Source organism: Sphingomonas sp. BRN-1R, assembly GCF_057748035.1.
The window spans coordinates 1,716,713-1,738,627 of the sequence record NZ_CM173236.1; the positions used below are offsets into that span (position 1 = coordinate 1,716,713).

A 21,915-nucleotide genomic window follows, 5' to 3' on the forward strand; every position below is an offset into this window, starting at 1 on the left:
AAGACCGACTGCCAAAGGCCGACCGATGAGCGTGATTGCCGCATATCTCTATCGCAACGGCCAGCGGGTGCGCGAAATCGACATCGAGGAGAAGGTCGACTGCGCGGACGACAAGTCGGAGTTCGTGTGGATCGGCATCGCCGACCCCGACGATGCCGAACTGCACCGGTTGCAGCAGACGTACAACCTCCACCCGCTCGCGATCGAGGATGCGCTGAAGGCGGATCAGCTCCCCAAGGTCGATGTGTACGGCGACCAGGTGTTCGTCGTAGCGCGCACCGCGCATCTCGAGGGGGACAAGATCATCTACGGCGAAACCTCGATCTTCGTCGGGCACAGCCACATCATCAGCGTGCGGCATGGCTCACCGCGCAAGCACGTCAGCCTGCGCGACAATCTCGAAAAGGCGCCGACCCTGCTCGCCCAGGGTGTCGACTACGTGCTGCACGCGATCCTCGACTTCATCGCCGACGGGTATCTGCCGATCGTCGAGACGATCGAGGAGGACGTGATCGCGATGGAGCGGCGCGCGCTCGACACGTTCCTCAACCGCGGCGAAGTGGCGCGCATCTTCGCGCTCAGGCGCGAACTGATGCGGTTCCAGCGCGTGCTGGTGCCGATGGGGGAGGTCGCGGGAAAGTTCGTGCGGCTCGACCTGCCGTGTATCGACGTGGAGGCGCGGCCGTATTTCAGCGACGTGCTCGACCATATCCGCCGCGTGCAGTCGATGGTCGATGGCTTGCGCGACGTGCTCACCTCCGTGTTCGAGATCAGCAACCTGCTGGAGGGGCAGCGCACCGGCGATATCACCCGCCAGCTTGCCGCCTGGGCCGCGATTCTCGCCGTGCCGACCGCGATCGCGGGCATCTACGGGATGAATTTCGAGCATATGCCCGAACTGAAGTGGGAGTATGGCTATCCGCTGACGCTGGCGATCATCGTCGTGGTGTGCGGGGTGCTGTACTGGCGGTTCAAGCGGCTGAAGTGGCTTTAGGTGGCTTAAACTCGGCCCGCTAGAACGCGGGCAGCGAGCATCACGCCGTGGTACGGCACACCTGAAAGCCCGGTGTCCGACCGGCCGTTGATCTTATCGTACGCGACGATTGCGCGCGATCAGCAGCGCCCCCGCGATCACCAGCACCGCGCCGTAGCCGGCCCAGCGCCGCTCATCGACCATGAAGCTCGACGCGGGCCAGCGGATCACGCCCAGCCCCTGGCCGATCCACAGCAGCCCCATCGCCAGCGCTGCCACGCCGGCGATGAGGAGCACGATCCGCAGAAGCGCCTTAGCGGGCACCGACCGCAACGTAATCGCGCTGCGTCGCGCCGGTGTAGAGCTGGCGCGGACGGCCGATCTTCTGTGCCGGGTCCGAGATCATCTCGTTCCACTGCGCGACCCAGCCGACCGTGCGGGCGAGCGCGAACAGCGCGGTGAACATCGTGGTCGGGAAGCCGATCGCCGACAGGATGATGCCCGAGTAGAAATCGACGTTCGGGAACAGCTTCTTCTCGATGAAGTAAGGATCGCTGAGGGCGATTTCCTCCAGCCGCAGCGCCGTCTCGAACACCGGGTCGGTCACGTTGAGCGAGGCGAACACCTCACGCACGGTCTTCTGCATCACCGTCGCGCGCGGATCGTAGTTCTTGTACACGCGGTGGCCGAAGCCCATCAGGCGGAACGGATCGTTCTTGTCCTTGGCGCGCGCGATATACTCCGGGATCTTGTCGGGCGTGCCGATCTCGCGGAGCATGTTGAGCGCCGCCTCGTTCGCACCGCCATGCGCCGGCCCCCACAGGCAGGCGATGCCAGCCGCGATGCACGCGAACGGGTTCGCGCCCGACGAGCCGGCGAGACGCACCGTCGAGGTCGATGCGTTCTGCTCGTGATCGGCGTGGAGGATGAAGATGCGGTCCATCGCCTTTTCGACAACCGGATTGACCTCATACGGCTCGGCGGGGACGCCGAACGTCATCTGGAGGAAATTGCCGGTGTAGCTGAGGTCGTTGCGCGGGTGCATGAACGGCTGGCCGACCGAGTATTTGTACGCCATCGCCGCGATCGTCGGCATCTTGGCGATCAGGCGGTGGCTGGCGATCATGCGCTGCATCGGATCGGTCACGTCCGCCGAATCCTGATAGAAGGCCGACAGCGCGCCGACCACACCGCACATCACCGCCATCGGGTGCGCGTCGCGGCGGAAGCCCTTGTAGAAGGTCGCGAGCTGTTCGTGCAGCATGGTATGGCGCGTGATCGTGTTCGAAAACGTATCGAGTTCGCCCGCCGACGGCAGTTCGCCGTTCAGCAGCAGGTAGCACGTCTCCATAAAGGTCGATTGCTCGGCAAGCTGACCGATCGGATAGCCGCGGTGGAGCAGCACGCCCTCGTCGCCGTCGATATAGGTGATTGCCGAATCACAGCTCGCGGTCGAGGTGAAGCCGGGATCATAGGTGAACATGCCCGTCTGCGCATACAGCTTGCGGATGTCGATCACGTCCGGGCCGACCGTACCCGAAAGCACCGCGTTCTCAACGTCCTTGCCGGCTACACTCAGTTTGGCGGTGCTGGTCATCGGTGTCTGTTCCTCTATTCAGTTCTGTATCTGATCGGCGATCCGGCCGAGGCTTTCCTCGCGCCCGAGCAGCACAAGCACGTCGAAAATGCCGGGCGATGTCTTGCGTCCGGTCAATGCGGCGCGCAGCGGTTGCGCGACCTGGCCGAGCTTGACCCCCGCATCCTCGGCAACCTGCCGAACCGCAGACTCCAGAGTCTCCGTATCCCAGCTTGCGAGCGCGTCAAGCGCTGTGTGCAGTGCAGCGAGGAGCAACGCTGCGTTTCCAGCGAGCAGTGGTGCCGCCTCGCTCGAAATCGCAAGCGGCCGGGTGCGGAACAGGAACTGCGCACCGTCCGCCAGTTCGATCAGGCTGGCCGCGCGCGGCTTGAGCGACGGCATCGCCTGTTCGAGCAGCGCCCGCTGCGCGTCGGCGAGCGGCGGGTCGAAACGCGCGGCGACGAGATCCGCCAGCCGCGCATCGTCCGCCTCGCGGATGTAGTGGCCGTTGAGATTCTCGAGCTTCTTGAGATCGAAGCGCGACGGCGACTTGCCGATACCATCGAGATCGAACCACTCGATCGCCTGGTCGCGGCTGATGATCTCGTCGTCGCCATGCCCCCAGCCGAGCCGGAGCAGGTAATTGTCGACCGCCTCGGGCAGCATGCCGAGTTCGTCGCGATAATATTCGACCCCGACCGCGCCGTGCCGCTTGGAAAGCTTGCCGCCGTCCGGCCCGTGGATCATCGGTACATGCGCATAGACCGGCTCCGGCCACTTCATCGCCTTGATGATCGGCAACTGGCGGAAGGCGTTGTTGAGATGGTCGTCGCCGCGGATGACATGCGTCACGCCCATGTCGTGATCGTCCACCACCACCGCGAGCATATAGGTCGGCGTGCCGTCAGAGCGCAGCAGGATGAGGTCGTCCAGCTCGGAATTCTGGACGGTGATGCTGCCCTGCACGCGGTCGACGATCGTCGTCGCACCCTCCGTGGGCGCCTTCAGGCGCACGACATAGGGCTTGTCGCCGGCCTCGGCCGGGTCGCGTTCGCGCCACGGGCTGCGCACCCGCAAGGGGCGCTTGGCGGCCTCGGCCTCGGCGCGCATCGCGGCGAGTTCTTCCTGCGTCATGTAGCAGCGATAGGCGTGGCCGTTCGCGACCATCTGGTGTGCGACCTCGGCATGGCGCGCGGCGCGCTCGAACTGGAACACCGCGTCGCCGTCCCAATCGAGCCCGAGCCAGCGCATCGAGGTGAGGATCGCGTCGATCGCCGGCTGGGTCGAGCGCGCGCGGTCGGTATCCTCGATTCGCAGCAGGAACGTGCCGCCCATCCGCTTGGCATAGAGCCAGTTGAACAAGGCGGTGCGCGCGCCGCCGATGTGCAGATAACCGGTCGGCGAGGGCGCGAACCGGGTAACGACGGGTGTGGTCGCGGGCGTGGCCGGTGCGGCTGCCGCGCTATCAGATGTTGCGCTCAACCGCGCGGTCTCCCAGACATGAAATTCGATGGCCAGTTCAGCCGATGCCGCCCCTAGCACGCGACCCCGGCCGCTTCAAATCGGCTGGCTTTTGGCGTTTGCGGGCGGGGTCGAGCGCTGGCTGGAGGCCGAGCGCGATCAGCTCGTGCTGTGGCTGCCGGTGATGCTCGGCGCGGGCATCACCGTGTGGCTGATGCTGCCCGATCCTTGGGGCTGGCGGCTGGCGGCGCTGGCGGCGACGGGCGTTTCGCTGGCAGCGCTCGCGGTGGCGCGCGGCGATCGGGCCGGGCGGGCGGTGGCCGTGGCGGCGCTGCTGGTCGCGGGCGGCATATTGCTCGTGTGGGTGCGCGCCGAAGCCGTCGGGGTGAAGCCCGTCGCCGGGCAGGTGATGGCGACGTTCGAGGCGCGGGTCGAGCGGCTCGATCCGCTCGCCGCGCGCGATCTCGTCCGGCTGCGGTTGGCGCCGCTGCACGTGATGCCGGACGGTAAGCATCCGGCGGCGGTGCTGCCCGCGCATGTGCGCGTCAACCTTGCGACCAAGGACGTGCCGGCCGGGCTGGGTGAGGGCGCGACGATCCGGCTCGGCGCGCGGTTGATGCCGCCGCCCGGCCCGGCGGTGCCCGGCGCGTACGACTTCGCGCGCGTCGCCTGGTTCGACGGCATCGGCGCGACCGGGCGCGGGCTGGCACCGGTGACGGTGCTGACGCCGGGCGCGGCGGCCGGGGGGCTGGGCGCATGGCGGGCGGCGCTGTCGCTGCACATCCAGCACAGCGCGCCGGGCGGGGCGGGGGCGATCGCCGCCGCGCTGGCGACCGGCGACCAATATGCCATCTCCGAAAGCGACGCGGATGCGATGCGCCGCTCCGGTCTCGCGCATCTGCTGTCGGTGAGCGGGCTGCACATCACCGCCGCCGTGGGCGCGGTGATGCTGATCGTCGGGCGATTGCTCGCGCTCAGCCCGTGGATCGCGCTGCGGCTGCGCGTGCCGATGATCGCGGCCGGGGCGGGGGCGCTCGCCGCGATCGGCTATACGCTGCTGACCGGTGCGGAGGTGCCGACGGTGCGATCGTGCGTCGCCGCGCTGCTGGTGTTGGTCGCGCTGGCGATGGGGCGCGAGGCGATCACCTTGCGGCTGGTTGCGGCGGGCGCGTTCGTGGTGTTGCTGCTGTACCCGGAGGCGCTCGCGGGTCCAAGCTTCCAGCTTTCGTTCGCGGCGGTGGCGGCGATCGTGTCGCTGCACGAGCACCCGGCGATGAAGCGCTGGTTCGGCCCGCACGAGGAGCGACGCTGGCGCGCGATGCTGCGCGAGCTGGTATCGCTGCTGGTCACCGGCGTCGTCGTCGAACTGGCGCTCATCCCGATCTCGGTGTTCCACTTTCACCGTGCGGGCGTGTACGGATCGGTCGCGAACATCGTCGCGATCCCGCTGACCACCTTCGTGACGATGCCGTTCGAGGCGCTTGCGCTGCTGTTCGACGCGATCGGCGCGGGCTGGCCGTTCTGGTGGGTGACCGCGCGCTCGCTCGACCTGCTGCTGTGGATCGCGCATGCGGTGGCCGCGCTGCCCGGTGCAGTGGCTCCGCTGCCGGCCATGCCATCTGGCGCATACGCGCTGATGGTGGCGGGCGGTCTGTGGATTGCGCTATGGCGGACACGATGGCGGCGGCTCGGCGCGGTGCCGCTGGCGGCGGGCGCGGTCTGGGCGCTGCTGACGCCCGTGCCCGATCTGCTCGTCACCGGCGATGGCCGCCATGCCGCGATCCGCACGCCCGGCGGCAATCTTGCGGTGCTGCGCGACCGCACCGGCGATTACACCGCCAACACCTTTGCGGAGAACGGCGGCATCGTCGGCGTGCCGCTGCTCCTGTCCGAACAACCCGATGCGCGGTGCAGCCGCGACCTCTGCGTCGTCCAGCGCACCAGCGGCGGACGGCGCTGGCGCATCCTGGCAACGCGCAGCGGCTATTTCGTACCCACCGAGCAACTCGCGCCGCTCTGCAAGACAGTCGACATCGTCATCAGCGAGCGCCGTCTGCCGCGCGCCTGTAGCCCACGCTGGCTCAAGCTCGACCAGACGACGCTCGCGAAGACCGGTGGGGTCGCGATCACGTTATCCACCGCGAACATCGCCACCGTCGACCAACCGGGTGACCGTCACCCGTGGCGGATCAATCGTAGCGACGCAGCAACCCGGCGAGCTTACCCTGGATCCGCACCTGCGCGGGGGCGTAGCGCTGCGGATCATAGGCGCGGTTGGCGGGATCGAGCCGAACCATCGCGCCCTCGCGGCGGAAATACTTGAGCGTCGCCTCAGCCTCCTCGATCAGCGCGACGACGATCTCGCCGTCGCGGGCGATTTCGGTGCGGCGGATCAGCGCGTAATCGCCGTCGAGAATGCCAGCATCGACCATCGAGTCCCCGGCTACCTCCAGCGCATAATGTTCGCCGCCGCCAAGCAGCGCGGCGGGCACGGCGAGCATCGACTGACCCTCGAACGCCTCGATCGGCACGCCGGCGGCGATGCGGCCGTGCAGCGGGATCTCGACAACATCGTTCGCAGGCTGCGGCAGCGTGCGCACGTTGGAGGGGGCGGGCGCCTCAGCCGTCGCGGCGGCTTTCTTCGGCGGCGCGGTCCGTTCGGGCATGCGCAGCACTTCGAGCGCACGCGCGCGATTGGGCAGGCGGCGGATGAACTGCCGCTCCTCGAGTGCGCTGATGAGACGATGCACGCCCGACTTGGATTTCAGATCGAGCGCCTCCTTCATCTCCTCGAACGAGGGCGACACCCCAGTTTCCTCAAGGCGGTCATTGATGAAGCAGATCAGCTCGTGCTGCTTGCGGGTGAGCATCGCGTTCCTCCGTCCGAACAGATGCGGAACCAATATGGAACAATGATAGGCCCGTCAAGGACGATCCATCACCAAAGTGGCAGGATTTCCACCGAGTCGCCGGCCTTGGCCGGGGCTGCGTGCGGCGCGCGGACGACGAGGCAGTCGGCGCGTGCCAACGTGCGCAGCATCGAGCTGTCCTGAATGGCCGCGACGAAGACACGGCCGCCACGCGTCTCCGCACGCAGATAGTCGGTGCGGTGATCGTTGGCAGGCAGATCCTCACCGAGAACCGCGCCGGTACGACGCGGTGCAGGATCGGCGGCACCGCTCATGAACGCGATCAGCGGGCGCAGGAACAGTGTCGCGGTGACGAACGCGGATACCGGATTGCCGGGCAGGCCCAGCACCACCGCGCCGTTCAGCCGCCCGGCCAGCATCGGCTTGCCCGGGCGCAGCGCGATCTTCCAGAAGTCGAGATTGCCGCCGGCCGCCTCAAGCGCAGGGCGCACCAGATCGTGATCGCCGACCGACGCGCCGCCGGTGGTGACGAGAATGTCGGCATCCACGGCAGCGAAGGCCGTGGTGATCGTATCGAGCCGGTCGGGCAGGATGCCGAGATCGACCACCTCGACCGGGAGGTCCGCGAGCATCGCCGCGAGCATCGCGCCGTTCGATTCGGGCAGCGCCCCCGGCGGCAGCGGCGCGCCGGGTGCGACCAGTTCGTCGCCGGTCGCAACCGTGGCCACGCGGATCACGCGGCGCACCGGTAGCGTGCCGTGTCCGCCGGTCGCGGCGACCGCGATGCGGGCGGCGGTCAGCCGCTCGCCGCGCGCGACCAGCACCTCGCCGGTGCTGAAATCGAGGCCTTTGCGGCGGACGTTGCGGCCGACGTGGGCGGGGCCGTCGCCGACGAGGCGCAGGTGCTCGCCGTCGCGCGCGGCCTCCTCCTGGACCAGCACCGTGTCGGTGCCGTCGGGCATCGTCGCGCCGGTGAAGATGCGCACCGCCTCACCCGCGCCGACCGCGCGCGGGAACGGCGAACCCGCCGCGCTCTCGCCGATTACGGCGAACGGGCCGGGCAGATCGCCGAAGCGCAGCGCATAGCCGTCCATCGCCGACAGATCGGCGTAAGGCTGCGTCCGCAGCGCGCACACGTCGTCCGCCGCCCAGCGCCCGGTGGCGGCACGGATCGGCGCGTCCTCGCGTGCGACCGGCGCGGCGAGCGCGAGCAGGCGCGCGAGTGCGTCTTCCACCGGCAGCAGGGCGGGCATCTAGGCGGTGTCCTCCGGCGCATGCCAGTCGCCCGATTTGCCGCCGCGCTTCTCCAGCAGCCGAAGCCCTGAGATCACCATCGCCTTGTCGATCGCCTTGGCCATGTCGTAGATCGTCAGCAGCGCGACGCTGGCAGCGGTGAGCGCTTCCATCTCGACACCGGTCTTGCCCTCGGTCGCGGCGGTGGCGGTCACGGTGACGCCATCCTGGTCGGGCGCGAGATCGACCGCGACGCGGGTCAGCGGCAGCGGGTGGCACAAGGGGATGAGGTCGCTGGTGCGCTTGGCCGCCATGATGCCGGCGATGCGCGCGACCGCGAGCACGTCGCCTTTGAGCGCGGTGCCGCTGCGGATCGCCTCCGCAGCCTGTGCCGACATGGCGATGCGCCCGGTGGCGATCGCCTGCCGCGCGGTGACGGCCTTGCCGCCGACATCGACCATGTGCGCCGCGCCGGACGCATCGAGATGGGTGAGCGCGCTCACCCGACCAGCGCCCGCGTCGCCGCCTCCACATCGTCCTGCCGCATCAGCGCTTCGCCGATCAAAAAGCATTTGATGTCATGCTCGGCCATCGCGTCTAGGTCGGCGCGCGTGGTCAGCCCGCTTTCGGCGACAAAGGTGCAGCCTTTGGGGGCTTTCGACACCAGTTCGTAGGTGCGCGCGAAATCCACGGTGAAGTCGCGCAGATTGCGGTTGTTGACGCCGATCAGCCGCGACTTGAGCTTCAGCGCGCGGTCCATCTCCTTGGCGTCGTGCACCTCGACCAGCACGTCCATGCCGCATTCCAGCGCGCTCGCCTCGATCTCGGCGAGCAGCCCATCGTCGAGCGCGGCGACGATCAGCAGGATGCAGTCCGCACCCAGCCCGCGCGATTCGGGCGCCTGCCACGGATCGACCATGAAGTCCTTGCGCAGCACCGGGATCTCCACGACGTCCCGCGCGGCGGTGAGATAGTCGTCGCAGCCCTGGAACCACGGCTCGTCGGTCAGCACCGAAAGACAGGCGGCACCACCCGCCTGATAGGCGCGTGCATGCGCCGGCGGATCGAAATCGGCGCGGATCAGCCCCTTCGACGGGCTTGCCTTCTTGATCTCGGCGATCAGCGCATGGCCGGTCAGCGCCTTCGCATCGAGCGCGGCCCGGAAGCCGCGCGGCTTGCTGCGCCCCGCGATGCGGGCGTCGATCTCCGCCATCGGCGTGGTCGCCTTGCGCGCGGCGACATCGGCGCGCTTGGTTTCAAGGATACGGTCGAGCACGTCGGTCATCGGTAAGCGATCCATTTGTCGAGCAGCGCGCCCGCGCTGCCATCGTCGAGCGCGGCGGAAGCAATTTCCGCGCCTTCGCTCAGGGTGTCGGCCGTGCCTGCGACGATCAGCGCGGCGGCGGCGTTGAGAAGTACGGCGTCACGATATGGCCCACGCTCGCCACCCAGCAGCGCCCGCAGCGCGCGGGCGTTGTGCGCGGCGTCTCCGCCGCGAATGGCGCTGAGCGGATGGCAGGGCAGGCCGGCGTCCTGCGGCGCGATATGGTCGCCGATGCCGCTGATGCCGATCGCCACCGCCACGCTCGCCCCCGCGCAGGACAGTTCGTCGAGCGACTCCTCGCCCGCCACCACCAACGCCCGTTCGGTGCCGAGTTCGCGCAGCGCCTCGGCATAGGTGCCGACGTAATCGGGCCGGGCGATGCCGATCAACTGGCGCGTCACCCGCGCCGGATTGGCGAGCGGCCCCATCAGGTTGAACACCGTCCGCCGCCCGATCGCGCGGCGGATCGGGGTGATCCGCTTCATCGCGGGATGATGGTTGGCGGCGAACAGGAAGGCGATGCCGATCTCCGCGAGCGTCGCTTCCGCATCACGCGCGGCACGGTCGAGATCGAGGCCGAGCACCTCCAGCGTGTCGGCCGCGCCCGCCTTGGATGAGGCGGCGCGGTTGCCGTGCTTGGCTACCGGCACGCCGCACGCCGCGACGACGATCGAGACGGCGGTCGACACGTTGAGCGTGTGGTGCCCATCGCCGCCGGTGCCGCAGACGTCGATCGCACCAGCCGGCGCGGGAATTGCGATCATCCGCTCGCGCATCGCCCGCGCGGCAGCGGCGATCTCGATGCTGGTCTCGCCGCGCTCAGCCAGACGCGTGAGGAACTCGGCGATGAGCGCATCGGGCGCGGTGCCGTCGAGGATCGCGGCGAAGGCCTCGCCCGCACTCTCGCGCGACAGCGGCGTTGCGGGGTCGGGCAGCAGCGCGATCGTCGTCACGCGAGCGTCCGCACGTCGACGCCGGCGAGCCGCACGAAATTGGCGAGCAGCGCGTGGCCGTGTTCGGTGGCGATGCTCTCCGGGTGGAACTGCACGCCGTGGATCGGCAGCGTCTCATGGCGCACGCCCATCACCGATCCGTCATCGGCGCGCGCGTTTACGACGAGGCCGGCGGGCAGATCCTCGACGATCAGCGAATGGTAGCGCGTCGCGGTGAAGGGCGAGGGCAGGCCCTCGAACAGTCCGGTGCCGTCGTGCGTGACCGGCGAGGTCTTGCCGTGCATCAGCCCGCCGCGCACCACGCTGCCGCCGAAATGCTGGCCGATCGCCTGATGGCCGAGGCACACGCCCATCAGCGGCTTGCCCGCATCCGCGCAGGCGGCGACGAGATTGAGACTGATGCCCGCTTCGTTCGGCGTCTTGGGGCCGGGTGAGATCAGGAACCCTTGCGCATTGCTCGCCACCGCTTCGGCAGCGGTGAGCGCATCGTTGCGGACCACCTTCACCTCGGCGCCCAGCTCCATCAGATAATGGACGAGGTTCCAGGTGAAGCTGTCGTAATTGTCGATGACGAGGATCATGACATTCGCCATAGCCATTGTGAACGGCAGCGCAACAGCGCCCCGATTTCGCCGCGTTTTCGGCGGCGTGCCGCTGCATTCACGGTGGAGCAATTCGTCGGGGCCGAGCGTTCGGCTCCACAAGGAGATTATACGATGGTTCGCGCCCTGATTCTCGCCGCCGCGCTCGGCATTCCGATGGTCGCTGTCGCGCAAGCCCCGCAGGCGCCCGCCGCCAAATCCGCCGACACGATCACCGCCGAAGACGTGATGGCGCGTGACCACGCCGGCGTCGCCGAACAGGCCGAGACCGGGCAGCCGGTGAAGCGCATCCGCAACGTCGCGCTGACCGGCACCGGGCCGTGCCCGAAGGCGAGCACGCCCGACGAGGTGGTGGTCTGCTCGCGCATCGACGAGCCGTATCGCATCCCCAAGCCGCTGCGCGACCGCAAGCCGATCCCGGCGCAGAACCAGAGCTGGGTCAACCGCACCGCGATGATGGATCAGGTCGGACGCGAGGCGGCCGGGCTGCCCGATACGTGTTCGCCGGTCGGTTCGGGCGGACAGACCGGCTGCACCGCGCAGATGTTGCAGCAATGGACCGCCGAGCGCGTCGCCAAGCGCAACGGCCAGTCGATCGACCCGACCGCGCCCTGACCCGGGCAACCGGTCTTGTCACGCCCGCTCAGTCGTGTTGCGGGCGGGACACGGCCGACAGGATGTCGTTCGCCATGATGAGCGCCTCGTTGAGCCGCTGGTACTCCTGCCGGCTGCGCTGGAGCGCGGCCTCGGCGAGGACATGTTCGGTCACGTCCGCGCCTTGCGCGAAGATGCCGCAGATCGAGCCATCCGCGTCGCGAATCGGCTGATAGACGAAGTCGAGGTAGTGATCCTCCAGCCGGCCGCGGCGATCGGGGATGGCGAACTTGAACTTGTTCGCGACGAACGGCTTGCCCGTCGCATAGGCCGCATCGAGGGCACGCAGCAGGCCATGTTCGATCGCTTCGGGCACCGCCTCGGCGACGGTACGGCCGACGACGGCGCGACCGCGCATCATGCGGGTGTACGCCTGGTTGACGAGGGAGAAGCGGTGCTCCGGCCCCTCCATCATCGCGATGAAACCGGGCGCCTGATCGAACATCGTGCGGAACCGTTCGTGCTGTGCGGCAAGCTGGCGCTGGGCGAGCACGCGGCCGGTACGTTCGGTGACGATCGCAAGCACGCCGGCGGGCGCGCCGGTTTCGTCGATCAGCGGTGAATAATCGAGATCGACCCACATCCGCTCGGGCGTGCCGTTGCGATCCAGCTCCAGCTCCTGCTCGCGGTAGGCGAGCGTCGCGCCTCCCAGCACGGTGGTCAGCACATGATCGTTGAAGTCCGCCAGTTCCGGCCAGCCCTCACGCACCGGCTCGCCGAACACGCCCGGATGGCGCTTGCCGGCGATACCGGCGTAAGCATCATTATAGAACAGGACGCCTTGGCTCCCCCACATCACTGCCATCGGCGTAGAGGAAGCGAGCACCATGCCAGTCACGCTGCGCAGGATCGACGACCAGTGTTCGATCGCGCCAAGTTTCGTTGCGCTCCAGTCACGATCTCGCAGCAGGCGCGCACACTCGCTGTCGCCGTGCGGGAAGGCCGCTGCGCTCGAGAGGGGTTGCGCAGTCACGGTGCTTGGTCCTCGCTTTTGGGAGGCAGAGGAATAGCCGGATTATGCTTAGCCGCAACTATGTGTTTTCATCATTGTCGGTGATGCTGCGCGTTACTGCCCGAACCCGGCCTCGCCCGCGCGTGCGATCGCCTCGCGCGCGGCGGCGAGCAGCGCGCCGGCCTTGGCCTCGCACTCGCGTTGTTCGTACTCGGGCGTCGAGTCCGCGACGATGCCGGCGCCTGACTGAACGTGCATCACCCCATCCTTGACGATCGCGGTGCGCAGGACGATGCACGAATCCATCGAACCGTCGGGCGAGAAATAGCCGACGCCACCCGCATAGGGCCCGCGTACCACGCCCTCCAGCTCGGCGATGATCTCGCACGCACGCACCTTGGGCGCGCCGCTGACGGTGCCGGCGGGGAAGCCCGCGAACAGCGCGTCGAGCGCATCCGCGTCCGGCGCGAGCGTGCCGACCACGTTGGAGACGATGTGCATGACGTGGCTGTACATCTCGGTCGTGTAGCTCGCCGTCACCTCGACGCTGCCCGCCGTCGCTACCCGGCCGACGTCGTTGCGACCGAGATCGAGCAGCATGAGATGCTCGGCGCGTTCCTTCGGATCGGCGAGCAGGCTGGTGCGGTTGGCTTCGTCCTCCGCTGCCGTGCGCCCACGCGGGCGGGTGCCGGCGATCGGGCGGATCGTCACCTGATCGTCGCGCACCCGCACAAGGATTTCGGGCGACGAGCCGCTGAGCGCGAACCCGGGCAGATCGAGATGGTAGAGGAACGGCGACGGATTGATCCGCCGGAGCGAGCGGTACAGCTCGAACGGCGGCAGCGGGAAGGGCGCGGTGAAGCGCTGCGCCAGCACGACCTGAAAGATGTCGCCTGCGACGATATAGTCGCGCGCTTTCTCCACCATCGCGGCGTAGCGCCCGGCGGGCAGCGTCGGCGTGAGCGCGATCTCCGGCAGATCGGTCGCGCGCACCGGTGCTGGCAGCGCGGTGGTGGCGAGCCGCGCGGCGACCGCGTCGATCCGCTCTGCGGCTTCCGCGGCGATGGCTTGCGGGTCGCGCGCCGTGTCGGGCCAGACCGGCGCGACGAGGAACAACGCGTCGGCGAGCCGGTCGAAGATCAGGATCACGGTCGGCCGCACGAAGATCATGTCTGGCACGCCGAGCGGGTCCACATCGGGGCGGGGCAGGGTCTCGACCAGCCCGACCGTCTCATAGCCGAAATAGCCGACCAGACAGGCAAGCGCGCGCGGCAGTTCGGCGGGCACCTCCATGCGGCAGGACGCGACGAGATCGCGCAGTGCGGCGAGCGTCGGCTTGGGCGTCGGCGCGAAGGCATCGCGATTGCGGAGCCAGTTCGGATTAATCTCCGCCGCTTGGCCCTGCGCGCGAAACACGAGATCGGGTGCGAGACCGATCAGGCTGTGCCGCCCGCGCGTCTCGCCGCCCTCGACCGATTCGAGCAGGAAGTCGCCCCGCCCCGGCTCGATCAGCTTGAGCGCGGCGGCGACCGGTGTCTCGGTGTCGGCAATCTGGCGGCGCCACAGCAGCGCGGGGCGGCCGGCATCGAGCGCCGCCAGCGCTGCCGCCATGCCATCGCGATCAGGGTTGATCGGTCGTCTCCTGGCCGAGCAGCGCCGCCTTGAACTTGGCGAGCGCGGCCGCGTTGATCTTCGTGCCGGCCGTGCCGCGCGCCGCCTTGACGAACTGCTGGACATATTCGCCGCCGATCGCCTTGCCGACGTCCGACTGAGTGGCGCTTACCATGTCGGGCCGGTTGGTGGCATCGCCGCGGTCGATCCTGTCGAGCCAGATCACGAACCAGCCGTTGTTGCCCGGCGCAGCGATGATCTTCGCGGTATGCGGGCTCATCCCGAACAGCAGCGCAAGCGGCGGCGGCACGCCCTGCGGGTTGGCGGACACTTCGGCGCGCGACTTGTCGAGCGGCTGGACCGGGGGCAGCTTCAGCCCCGTCGCGGCGATCGCCTTGGCGAGCGGCGTGCCCTTATTGGCCTCCGCCATCACCTTGCGCGCGACGTCGCCCGCCGCCTTGGCGCCGCGCTGGAACGCGAAGTCCTTGGCAAGCTGATCGTGGATCGTGGCGAGCGGCGGCGGCGCGGCCGGGAACACCTTGGCGGTGGACACGACCGCGAAGCTGTCGGCGTCGATCGGCACCAGCGTCGGTGCGTCGCCTGGCTGGTTGGCGAACCCTGCATCGACCACCGCCTTGGCGGCCGGCGGCACCTTCGCGTCGGGGTGCGCAGGATCGACCCCGCTCGCCAGCACCGGCGGCGACATCTGCGGACTCAGCTTCTGGCGGGTGACGAGCTGGTCGAAGGTCGCGCGGTTGGAGATCGCATCGTCGAGCGCGTCGTGGATCTTGCGAAGCTGGTCGTTCTTCTTCTGCGTGGTGAGCTGTTCGAGGAGCTGCGGCCTGGCCGCCGCCAGCGAAACCTCACCGCGATCGTCAAAGCTCTCGACCCGCCCGACGACGTAGCCGAGCGTGCCCTTGACCGGGCCGACCACCGCGCCCTTGGCGGCGGCGAACACCGCATCGGCAAACGCATTGGAAGTCTGCGCGGCGATGGCGCTTTTCTCGGCCGTCTTGATCGTCGCGGGTTCAAGCCCGGCCGCGCGCGCGGCCTCCTCGATCGGGGTGCCCGCCTTGATCTTGGCGGCAAGCGCGTTGCCCGCCGCGGCATCGCCGACGATGACGCGCACCACCGTGCGGCGCTGCACCGCGCGGAAATTGGCGATCTGCGCCTTGTAGGCGGCGGCGATCTCGGTATCGCTGACCGGCGCGGTATCGGTGAGCGCCTTGCCCGAAACCGTCGCATAGCGGATCTGGCGACGCTCCGGCACGACGTAGCGGCTGGCGTTCGCCTTGTAGAAGGCGGCAAGCTCGGCATCGGTCGGCGCCGGGCCGGTCGCGAGTGCCTGGCTCGGGATCACCGCGATCTGCGCATGGCGCTTCTCGAGCAGCAGGCTGGCATAACGCTGGGCGAGGCCCTTGGGCACCTGCGCGGTGGTGCCTTGCAGCGGCGTGACGATCAACTGCGCGAGCATGCCCTGCTGCATGTCGGCGCGCAAAGCGGCGTCAGTCTGGTGCGACTGCTTCAGCGCACGATCATAGGCATCCTGGCTGAACTTGCCGTCCGGCCCCTGCAACTGCGGGATGCTGGCGATCCGCCCGTCGACCAGCCGCTTGCTGACGATCATGCCCTGCTTGTGCCCGAACACCTCCAGCGTGACCGTGTCGACCATGCGGTTGAACACGCCATCGACGCCGCCGCCCGCGACATATTGCGCCATGTCGACACCGGGGTTCTGCTGGCGAACCGCCTCCAGTTCGCGCTGCACCCGCTCGCGGATGTCGTTCGAGCCGATCTTGGTGCCGCCGACGGTCGCCAGCGACTCGCCCGAACCGCCCGCGCCGCTACCGCCCGCAAGACCGGTGATGTCGGTCAATCCGAACATGATCGCGATGACGATCAGCCCGGCGAGGGTGACGACGACGCCGACTTTCGAATTGGTCAGGCGGCGAAAGAAACTGAGCATAAGGCGGGCGGGCCGATCTGTTGAAGGCGGATTTACCGGTCGCTTTAGGGGGCACAGGGGGCGGCTTCAAGCTTGTGTGGTGGCGTAAGCGCGTTATCGCGGTGCAACAAACACAGCGGGGGACACGGGATGGGACGACGCAAGCTGATCGCGGGCAATTGGAAGATGAACGGCAACGTCGCTGCGCTTGGCGAGATCGAGGCGATCGCCGCCGCCGCCGCTGCGCACCCGGAGGTCGACGTCGCGATCGGCGTACCCGCGACGCTGATCGCCGCCGCGCACGCCCGCGTACCCGGCTTCGCGATCGGCGCGGAGGACGTCCACCCGGCCGACTGCGGCGCCTTCACCGGCTGCATTTCGGTGCCGATGGTGCGTGATGCCGGCGCGACCTTCTCGATCGTCGGCCATAGCGAGCGCCGTACCGGCTGCGCCGAGACCAGCGCGGACGTGAAGGCCAAGGCCGAGGCGCTGCTGCGCCACGGCCTCGCCGCGATCCTGTGCGTCGGCGAGACGCTGGAGCAACGCGATGCCGGCGATGCGGTGGCGGTGGTGACCGGGCAGGTGCGCGGGTCGATGCCCTCCGGCGCGGCGTCGGGCTGGCTGTCGATCGCTTACGAACCGATCTGGGCGATCGGCAGCGGCCGCACCCCGACCCCCGAGGACATCGCGACGATGCACGGCGCGATCCGCGCGACGTTGGCGGAGCTGCTCGGCGACGACGCGGGCGCGATGCGCGTCCTGTACGGCGGCTCGGTGACGGCGGACAATGCCGCCTGCCTGCTCGGCACCGCCAATGTGGACGGCGCGCTGGTCGGTGGTGCGAGCCTCAGCGCGGAAAAGTTCGTGCCGATTATCGAAGCAGGTGCGGCGCTCGCCTAGCGTGCGTCAGGTGGCGGCGTAGCGCGCCTTTAGCAAGGCCCAAGCCGCCCGCAGCCCAAGCGCTTCGCCGCCCTTGGGCCGTCCGGGCTTCGCGGAGGGCCGCCAGGCGAACGTGTCGAGATGCGCCCATTGCGCACCCTCCGGCACGAAGCGGCGCAGGAACAGGGCCGCCGTCACCGCGCCCGCGAAACCGCCATCGGGCGCGTTGACGAGATCGGCGATGTCGGACTTGAGCATCTCGTCATAGCCGTCCCACAACGGCATGCGCCACAGCGGGTCTTCGCATGCCGCGCCCGCAGCGAGCAGCGCCTCGGCGAGCGCATCGTCATTGACGAAGGTGGCGGGCAGGTCCGGGCCGAGCGCGACCCGCGCCGCGCCGGTGAGCGTGGCGAAATCGAGGATCAACTCGGGCGCATTCTCGCCCGCGCGGGTGAGCGCATCGCCGAGGATCAATCGGCCTTCCGCATCCGTGTTGGTGTTCTCGACCGTCACGCCCTTGCGGGTGGCGAGAACGTCGCCGGGGCGGAAGGCGTTGCCGGCGATGCTGTTCTCCACCGCCGGGATCAGCAGGTGCAGCCGCACCGGCAGATGCGCGTCCATGACGAGCCGCGCGAGCGCGAGCGCATGTGCCGCGCCGCCCATGTCCTTCTTCATCAGCCGCATGCCCGATGACGGCTTGATATCGAGTCCCCCCGAGTCGAAGCACACGCCCTTGCCGATGATGGCGAGGCGCGGGTGCGCGGGATTGCCCCATTCGACCTCGATCAGCCGGGGCTCGCGGCCCACGGCGGCGGCCTGACCGACCGCGTGGATCATCGGATAGCCGCTGGCGAGCGCCGTGCCCTTCGTCACCGCCAGCGTGGCGCCATGCGCCTCGGCGAGCGCCTTTGCCTCGGCCTCCAGCTCCGCCGGGCCGAGGTCGGCGGCGGCGGTGTTGACGAGATCGCGCACGCTTGCGGTGGCGCGGGCGAGCGCGACCGCCTCGGCGATGCGCGCAGGCTCGGCGGTGAGCAGCACGCGGCCGGGGGCGCGATCCGCCGTCTTGTAGCGTGTGAAAGCATGCTGGCCGAGCGCCCAGCCCAGCAACGCCGCCCCCGCGCTCGCGCCGTCGAGCCGGTACAGCCCGTCGGGCAACGTCTCGGCCAGTTTCGCCAGATCCCATACGCCGAGCGGCGTCTTGGCGACGCACAGCAGCACGGACCAGTCGTCGCCCTGTTCGCCCGGCAAGATCGCGCTCGCGCCCGCCTTGCCGTCGCAGCGGACCGCATCGAGCGCGGCACGCACCCGCGCTGGCTGCGCGGCATGCCAGTCCGCGAACGCGTCCTTGGCGACGACGTGGATGGTGCGCGCGCTCTGGCCGCGATCGGGCTGGAGCAGGGGCGTGGGATCGTAGGTCATTGGCTCGGCATCACCAGGAACTGTTCGTATTTGCCCGCATCACCGGGCTCGGCATAAGTCACGATGTTGAGCGTGCGATCCGCGAACACCGCGCGGTAGTTGCGGTTGACGAACCCGCCGCGCAACTTCGGCGGCTGCACCAGTTCGAAGCTCTTGGGCTCACCCAGAGGGCCGAGCGTAGCCTTGTAATCGGCGAGCGCGGTGGGGGTGAAGTAATAGTTCGAATCCGCCGTCATCGCTCCGCGATCGAGATTGCCGGTGCGCAGCATCTCGTACACGCCACGCGCCTTTGCGGTGGTGGCGACCTCGGCGCGTTGCGTCTGCGAGGGCGGCAGGATCAGCGAGGCGATCTGCCCGGCGATATCGGTGAAGGCGCCGCTGAAATCGGCGTTGACCAGCACGACCACCGCCGCCTTGTCATCGGGAAAGACGGTGTTTTCGGACAGGAAGCCGACCGCCTCGCCGCTATGTTCGACATACGCGTGCCCGGCCTGTTCGCGGGCGAACACACCCAGGCCGTAGCCGTTGGTCGTGCCGTCGGCGAGCTTGACCGGCGTTTCCTGCGCGACCCAGTCGGCGGCAGGCATCACCGTGCGGTTCATTCGCGCGATGTCCCATTTGGCGAGATCGCTCGCCGACATCGCCAGCTCTCCGGCCGCGAACAGCCAGCCGGACGCGGCGGGCGGCTCGACACGAACCGGGCCGAGCGCGAACCGCTGATAGCCTTGCGGGTAGCCAGCGCCGATCGCCTTGTCCTGATCGACCGGGGTCATGCCGAGCGGCACGAACACGCGCTGCCTTAGGAAATCGAGCAGCGGCATGCCCGCCACCTTCTCGACGATGAGTCCTGCGACGACATAGCCGGTGTTCGAATATTGCCACTTGGTGCCCGGCGCGAAATCGAGCGGCTTCTTCGCCCAGCGATCGAGGATCTGCTGCGGCGTGACGGGGGTGCGCATCGCCGCGAAGCTGTAATCCTGCGGCCAGTAATCCTGAAGCCCGGAGGTGTGGCTGAGCAACTGGCGGATGGTGATGATGTCGCCGCCGCTGATGCCGGGTACGTATTTCGAGACATGATCGTCGAGGCTGAGCTTGCCCTCGCGTTGCAGCATCAGCAGCGCGGCGGCGGTGAACTGCTTGGAGATCGAGGCGATCTGATACTTGGCGTCGACACGCGCCTGCGGGATCGTTTCCGACTGTTTGCCGTACGCCTTGGCGAACACCGTCCGTCCGCCGCGCACGATCGCGATCGAGGCGGAGGGGACGCCGGTGCGCGCGAGGCTCTGCGTGACGATCGCGTCGACCCTTGCGGTTTCGGCCGGGCTGAGATCCTGCGCGACAGCAGGGGTGGCGATAAGCAACGACGCGGCGAGCAGGGCTTTCATTCGTCGTCTTGTAACGGCCCGGTGCGGAAGGGAAAGCGCGAAACCCGCACCACCGCCTCCACGCCCGGCGCCTCCGCGAAGTCGTCGGGCGCGATGAAGCCGCGACCGTCCCAAGGGATGTGGACGCCGAGCCGCTGCATGCACTGGTCGATATATTCGGCGCAGAAATATTCGCCCTTGGGCTGGATCATGCGCGGCAACCGCACGCCGAGCCGCGCGAGCGCGATCCGCATGCCGATCCGGGCGATCTGCGCGGAGTTGAACGGCAGCCCGAGCTGGTCGGTCGCGAACGCGCTCATCTCGCGGAACTGTGCGGGCGCGGCGCGCGCGACATCGGCGTGGCGGGCGATCACCACCTTGCCGTTGAACGGTTTGTCGTGCGGCTCGAAATCGGTGATCCAGCGGCTGAGCGGCGTGATGCGCACGCCGATCTTCTGCACCGCCTCCATCACCATCACCCGGTCGATCTCGTCGAGCCGGACGATGATGGCGAGGTGGCTCCACTGGCTCCTGGTCGCCCATTGGATGACGCGCGAGAACGCCTGATCGCCCGAACACAGCGCAAGATCGCCGGTGCGGACGGCCGCACGCACCGCCTCGTAACGCTCGGGCGTCCAGTCGCGCAGAGCCTCGCCGGGCGTTGTCACGCGGGGAGAGGAACCCCGTACAGATCGTGCTCGTCGGCATCCTCGATCTCGACGCGGACGATATCGCCGGGGGCGAGGTGCGCGGCGTCGCGGAGGAAGACCTCGCCGTCGATCTCGGGCGCGTCGGCCTGCGAGCGGCCGGTCGCGCCTTCCTCGCCCACCTCGTCGATGATGACGTCGAGCGTGCGGCCGATCTTGGCCTGCAACTTTTCCGCCGAGATGCGTGCGGTCAGCTCCATTAGGCGGGCGTAGCGCTCCTCCTTGACCTCTTCCGGCACGGCGTCGGGAAGCGCGTTGGCGGCGGCACCCTCGACGGGCTCGAAACGGAACGCCCCGACCCGGTCGAGTCGCGCCTCTTCCAGCCAGTCCATCAGATAGGCGAAATCGTCCTCGGTCTCGCCGGGGAAGCCGACCACGAAGGTCGAGCGGATCGCGATATCGGGCGCGATCGTGCGCCAGTGCTTGATGCGCTCGAGCACCTTGGTTTCGTTGGCCGGACGCTTCATCAGCTTGAGCACATTGCGGCTGGCATGCTGAAACGGAATATCGAGATAGGGCAGCACCAGCCCTTCGGCCATCAGCGGGATGACCTGATCGACGTGCGGGTAGGGATAGACATAGTGCAGCCGCACCCACGCGCCGAGTTTACCGAGTTCGCGCGACAGATCGGTCATGTGCGCGCGGACTTCCTGGCCCTTCCAGTCGCGCGGCTGGTGGCGGATATCGACGCCATACGCTGAGGTGTCCTGGCTGATGACGAGCAGCTCGCGCGTGCCCGCCGCGATCAGCTTCTCCGCCTCGCGCAGGATCGCATCGGGGCGGCGGCTGACGAGATCGCCACGCAGGCTCGGGATGATGCAGAACGAGCAGCGGTGGTTGCAGCCCTCGCTGATCTTGAGATAGCTGTAGTGGCGCGGGGTGAGCTTCAGCCCGCTGTCGGGCACGAGATTGAGGAAGGCGCTCGGCGGCATCGGCGCCGCATCGTGGACCGCGCCGACCACTTCCTCATATTGGTGCGCGCCGGTGACGGCGAGGACGTTGGGGAAACGCTCGCGGATGACCTCGGCTTCCTTGCCCATGCAGCCGGTGACGATGACGCGGCCGTTCTCAGCGATCGCCTCGCCGATCGCCTCAAGCGATTCCTCCTTGGCGGAATCGAGAAAGCCGCAGGTGTTGACCAGCACCACGTCCGCCCCGGCATAGTCGGGCGACATCTGGTAGCCGTCGCTGCGCAGCTTGGTGAGGATACGCTCGCTGTCGACCAGATTCTTGGGACAGCCAAGCGAAACCATGCCGACACGCGGCGGGGAGGGGAGGATCGTTGCCATGAGAAGCGCGCCATGTAGGCGATCGGCGGGGTTTTTGCCAGTGGCGGTTGGAACGCGCTCGCTTTGCCTGTAGCTCCGGGCGGTAAACGCCGGGGGAGCGACA

At 68.5% G+C, this 21,915-nt stretch carries 19 protein-coding genes and 1 pseudogene; 4 read left to right on the forward strand and 16 right to left on the reverse strand.

Features of this window, described 5'->3' with window-relative positions; translation table 11 throughout:
* Positions 1-25 precede the first annotated feature (25 nt).
* Positions 26-994 (forward strand): magnesium and cobalt transport protein CorA, encoded by a 969-nt coding sequence (locus AC3ANX_RS07905; RefSeq protein ID WP_488336446.1) that lies wholly within the window; start codon positions 26-28, stop codon positions 992-994.
* A 93-nt stretch (positions 995-1,087) separates the two neighbouring features.
* Here the strand turns inward: AC3ANX_RS07905 and AC3ANX_RS07910 are convergent, their stop codons facing one another.
* Genes AC3ANX_RS07910 through gltX form a run of 3 tightly spaced genes read right to left on the reverse strand, consistent with a single transcriptional unit; the run spans position 1,088 to position 4,031 of the window.
* Positions 1,088-1,270, reverse strand: a complete 183-nt coding sequence (locus tag AC3ANX_RS07910; RefSeq protein ID WP_488336447.1) for a hypothetical protein — start codon at positions 1,268-1,270, stop codon at positions 1,088-1,090.
* 16 nt (positions 1,271-1,286) lie between these two features.
* Positions 1,287-2,570, reverse strand: coding sequence for a citrate synthase (locus tag AC3ANX_RS07915; protein ID WP_488336448.1), 1,284 nt, complete (start codon positions 2,568-2,570; stop codon positions 1,287-1,289).
* 18 nt (positions 2,571-2,588) lie between these two features.
* Positions 2,589-4,031 (reverse strand): glutamate--tRNA ligase, encoded by a 1,443-nt coding sequence (gene gltX / locus AC3ANX_RS07920; RefSeq protein WP_488336449.1) that lies wholly within the window; start codon positions 4,029-4,031, stop codon positions 2,589-2,591.
* 163 nt (positions 4,032-4,194) lie between these two features.
* Here gltX and AC3ANX_RS07925 point away from each other — a divergent pair.
* Positions 4,195-6,195 (forward strand): annotated as a pseudogene (locus tag AC3ANX_RS07925) (ComEC/Rec2 family competence protein); the annotation flags it as partial.
* Between the two features lie 4 nt (positions 6,196-6,199).
* Here AC3ANX_RS07925 and lexA read toward each other — a convergent pair.
* The 6 genes from lexA to AC3ANX_RS07955 all read right to left on the reverse strand — a co-directional run bounded on the left by lexA (position 6,200) and on the right by AC3ANX_RS07955 (position 10,971).
* Entirely contained in the window at positions 6,200-6,880 is a 681-nt protein-coding gene (gene lexA, locus AC3ANX_RS07930) for a transcriptional repressor LexA (protein WP_488336450.1), read from the reverse strand.
* Positions 6,881-6,948: 68 nt separating this feature from the next.
* Positions 6,949-8,133, reverse strand: coding sequence for a molybdopterin molybdotransferase MoeA (locus tag AC3ANX_RS07935; protein WP_488336451.1), 1,185 nt, complete (start codon positions 8,131-8,133; stop codon positions 6,949-6,951).
* Complete coding sequence (gene moaC, locus AC3ANX_RS07940; protein WP_488336452.1) at positions 8,134-8,616, reverse strand: cyclic pyranopterin monophosphate synthase MoaC; 483 nt, start codon at positions 8,614-8,616, stop codon at positions 8,134-8,136.
* Positions 8,613-9,398, reverse strand: a complete 786-nt coding sequence (trpC, locus tag AC3ANX_RS07945) for an indole-3-glycerol phosphate synthase TrpC (RefSeq protein ID WP_488336453.1) — start codon at positions 9,396-9,398, stop codon at positions 8,613-8,615. Before trpC ends, moaC begins: the two co-directional genes overlap by 4 nt.
* Positions 9,395-10,390: an anthranilate phosphoribosyltransferase gene (trpD, locus tag AC3ANX_RS07950; protein ID WP_488336454.1), complete on the reverse strand. Its 996-nt coding sequence runs from the start codon at positions 10,388-10,390 to the stop codon at positions 9,395-9,397. Before trpD ends, trpC begins: the two co-directional genes overlap by 4 nt.
* The gene (locus AC3ANX_RS07955) at positions 10,387-10,971 is read right to left on the reverse strand and encodes an anthranilate synthase component II (protein WP_488336455.1); all 585 of its coding nucleotides are present in this window, start codon (positions 10,969-10,971) and stop codon (positions 10,387-10,389) included. Before AC3ANX_RS07955 ends, trpD begins: the two co-directional genes overlap by 4 nt.
* Before the next feature lie 135 nt (positions 10,972-11,106).
* Here AC3ANX_RS07955 and AC3ANX_RS07960 point away from each other — a divergent pair, with 135 nt between their 5' ends.
* On the forward strand, positions 11,107-11,607 hold the full coding sequence (locus tag AC3ANX_RS07960) for a hypothetical protein (RefSeq protein WP_488336456.1): 501 nt from the start codon (positions 11,107-11,109) through the stop codon (positions 11,605-11,607).
* Between the two features lie 28 nt (positions 11,608-11,635).
* Here AC3ANX_RS07960 and AC3ANX_RS07965 read toward each other — a convergent pair whose 3' ends face one another.
* The 3 genes from AC3ANX_RS07965 to AC3ANX_RS07975 all read right to left on the reverse strand — a co-directional run bounded on the left by AC3ANX_RS07965 (position 11,636) and on the right by AC3ANX_RS07975 (position 16,175).
* Positions 11,636-12,619: a PAS domain-containing protein gene (locus AC3ANX_RS07965; RefSeq protein ID WP_488336457.1), complete on the reverse strand. Its 984-nt coding sequence runs from the start codon at positions 12,617-12,619 to the stop codon at positions 11,636-11,638.
* 93 nt (positions 12,620-12,712) lie between these two features.
* Positions 12,713-14,209, reverse strand: coding sequence for an anthranilate synthase component I (trpE, locus tag AC3ANX_RS07970; protein ID WP_488336458.1), 1,497 nt, complete (start codon positions 14,207-14,209; stop codon positions 12,713-12,715).
* Positions 14,210-14,219: 10 nt separating this feature from the next.
* Positions 14,220-16,175, reverse strand: a complete 1,956-nt coding sequence (locus AC3ANX_RS07975; protein WP_488336459.1) for a peptidylprolyl isomerase — start codon at positions 16,173-16,175, stop codon at positions 14,220-14,222.
* A gap of 129 nt (positions 16,176-16,304) precedes the next feature.
* Here AC3ANX_RS07975 and tpiA point away from each other — a divergent pair, with 129 nt between their 5' ends.
* Complete coding sequence (gene tpiA / locus AC3ANX_RS07980; RefSeq protein ID WP_488336460.1) at positions 16,305-17,054, forward strand: triose-phosphate isomerase; 750 nt, start codon at positions 16,305-16,307, stop codon at positions 17,052-17,054.
* A 6-nt stretch (positions 17,055-17,060) separates the two neighbouring features.
* Here the strand turns inward: tpiA and AC3ANX_RS07985 are convergent, their stop codons facing one another.
* Genes AC3ANX_RS07985 through rimO form a run of 4 tightly spaced genes read right to left on the reverse strand, consistent with a single transcriptional unit; the run spans position 17,061 to position 21,812 of the window.
* Positions 17,061-18,452: a leucyl aminopeptidase family protein gene (locus AC3ANX_RS07985; RefSeq protein WP_488336461.1), complete on the reverse strand. Its 1,392-nt coding sequence runs from the start codon at positions 18,450-18,452 to the stop codon at positions 17,061-17,063.
* Positions 18,449-19,837, reverse strand: a complete 1,389-nt coding sequence (locus tag AC3ANX_RS07990; RefSeq protein WP_488336462.1) for a serine hydrolase domain-containing protein — start codon at positions 19,835-19,837, stop codon at positions 18,449-18,451. The genes AC3ANX_RS07985 and AC3ANX_RS07990 overlap by 4 nt, the downstream gene beginning before the upstream one ends.
* Positions 19,834-20,484 carry a YiiX/YebB-like N1pC/P60 family cysteine hydrolase gene (locus tag AC3ANX_RS07995; protein ID WP_488336463.1) on the reverse strand — a complete coding sequence of 217 codons (651 nt, stop codon included), beginning with the start codon at positions 20,482-20,484 and terminating at the stop codon, positions 19,834-19,836. The genes AC3ANX_RS07990 and AC3ANX_RS07995 overlap by 4 nt, the downstream gene beginning before the upstream one ends.
* Positions 20,481-21,812, reverse strand: a complete 1,332-nt coding sequence (rimO, locus tag AC3ANX_RS08000; RefSeq protein WP_488336464.1) for a 30S ribosomal protein S12 methylthiotransferase RimO — start codon at positions 21,810-21,812, stop codon at positions 20,481-20,483. Before rimO ends, AC3ANX_RS07995 begins: the two co-directional genes overlap by 4 nt.
* Positions 21,813-21,915: the final 103 nt, after the last annotated feature.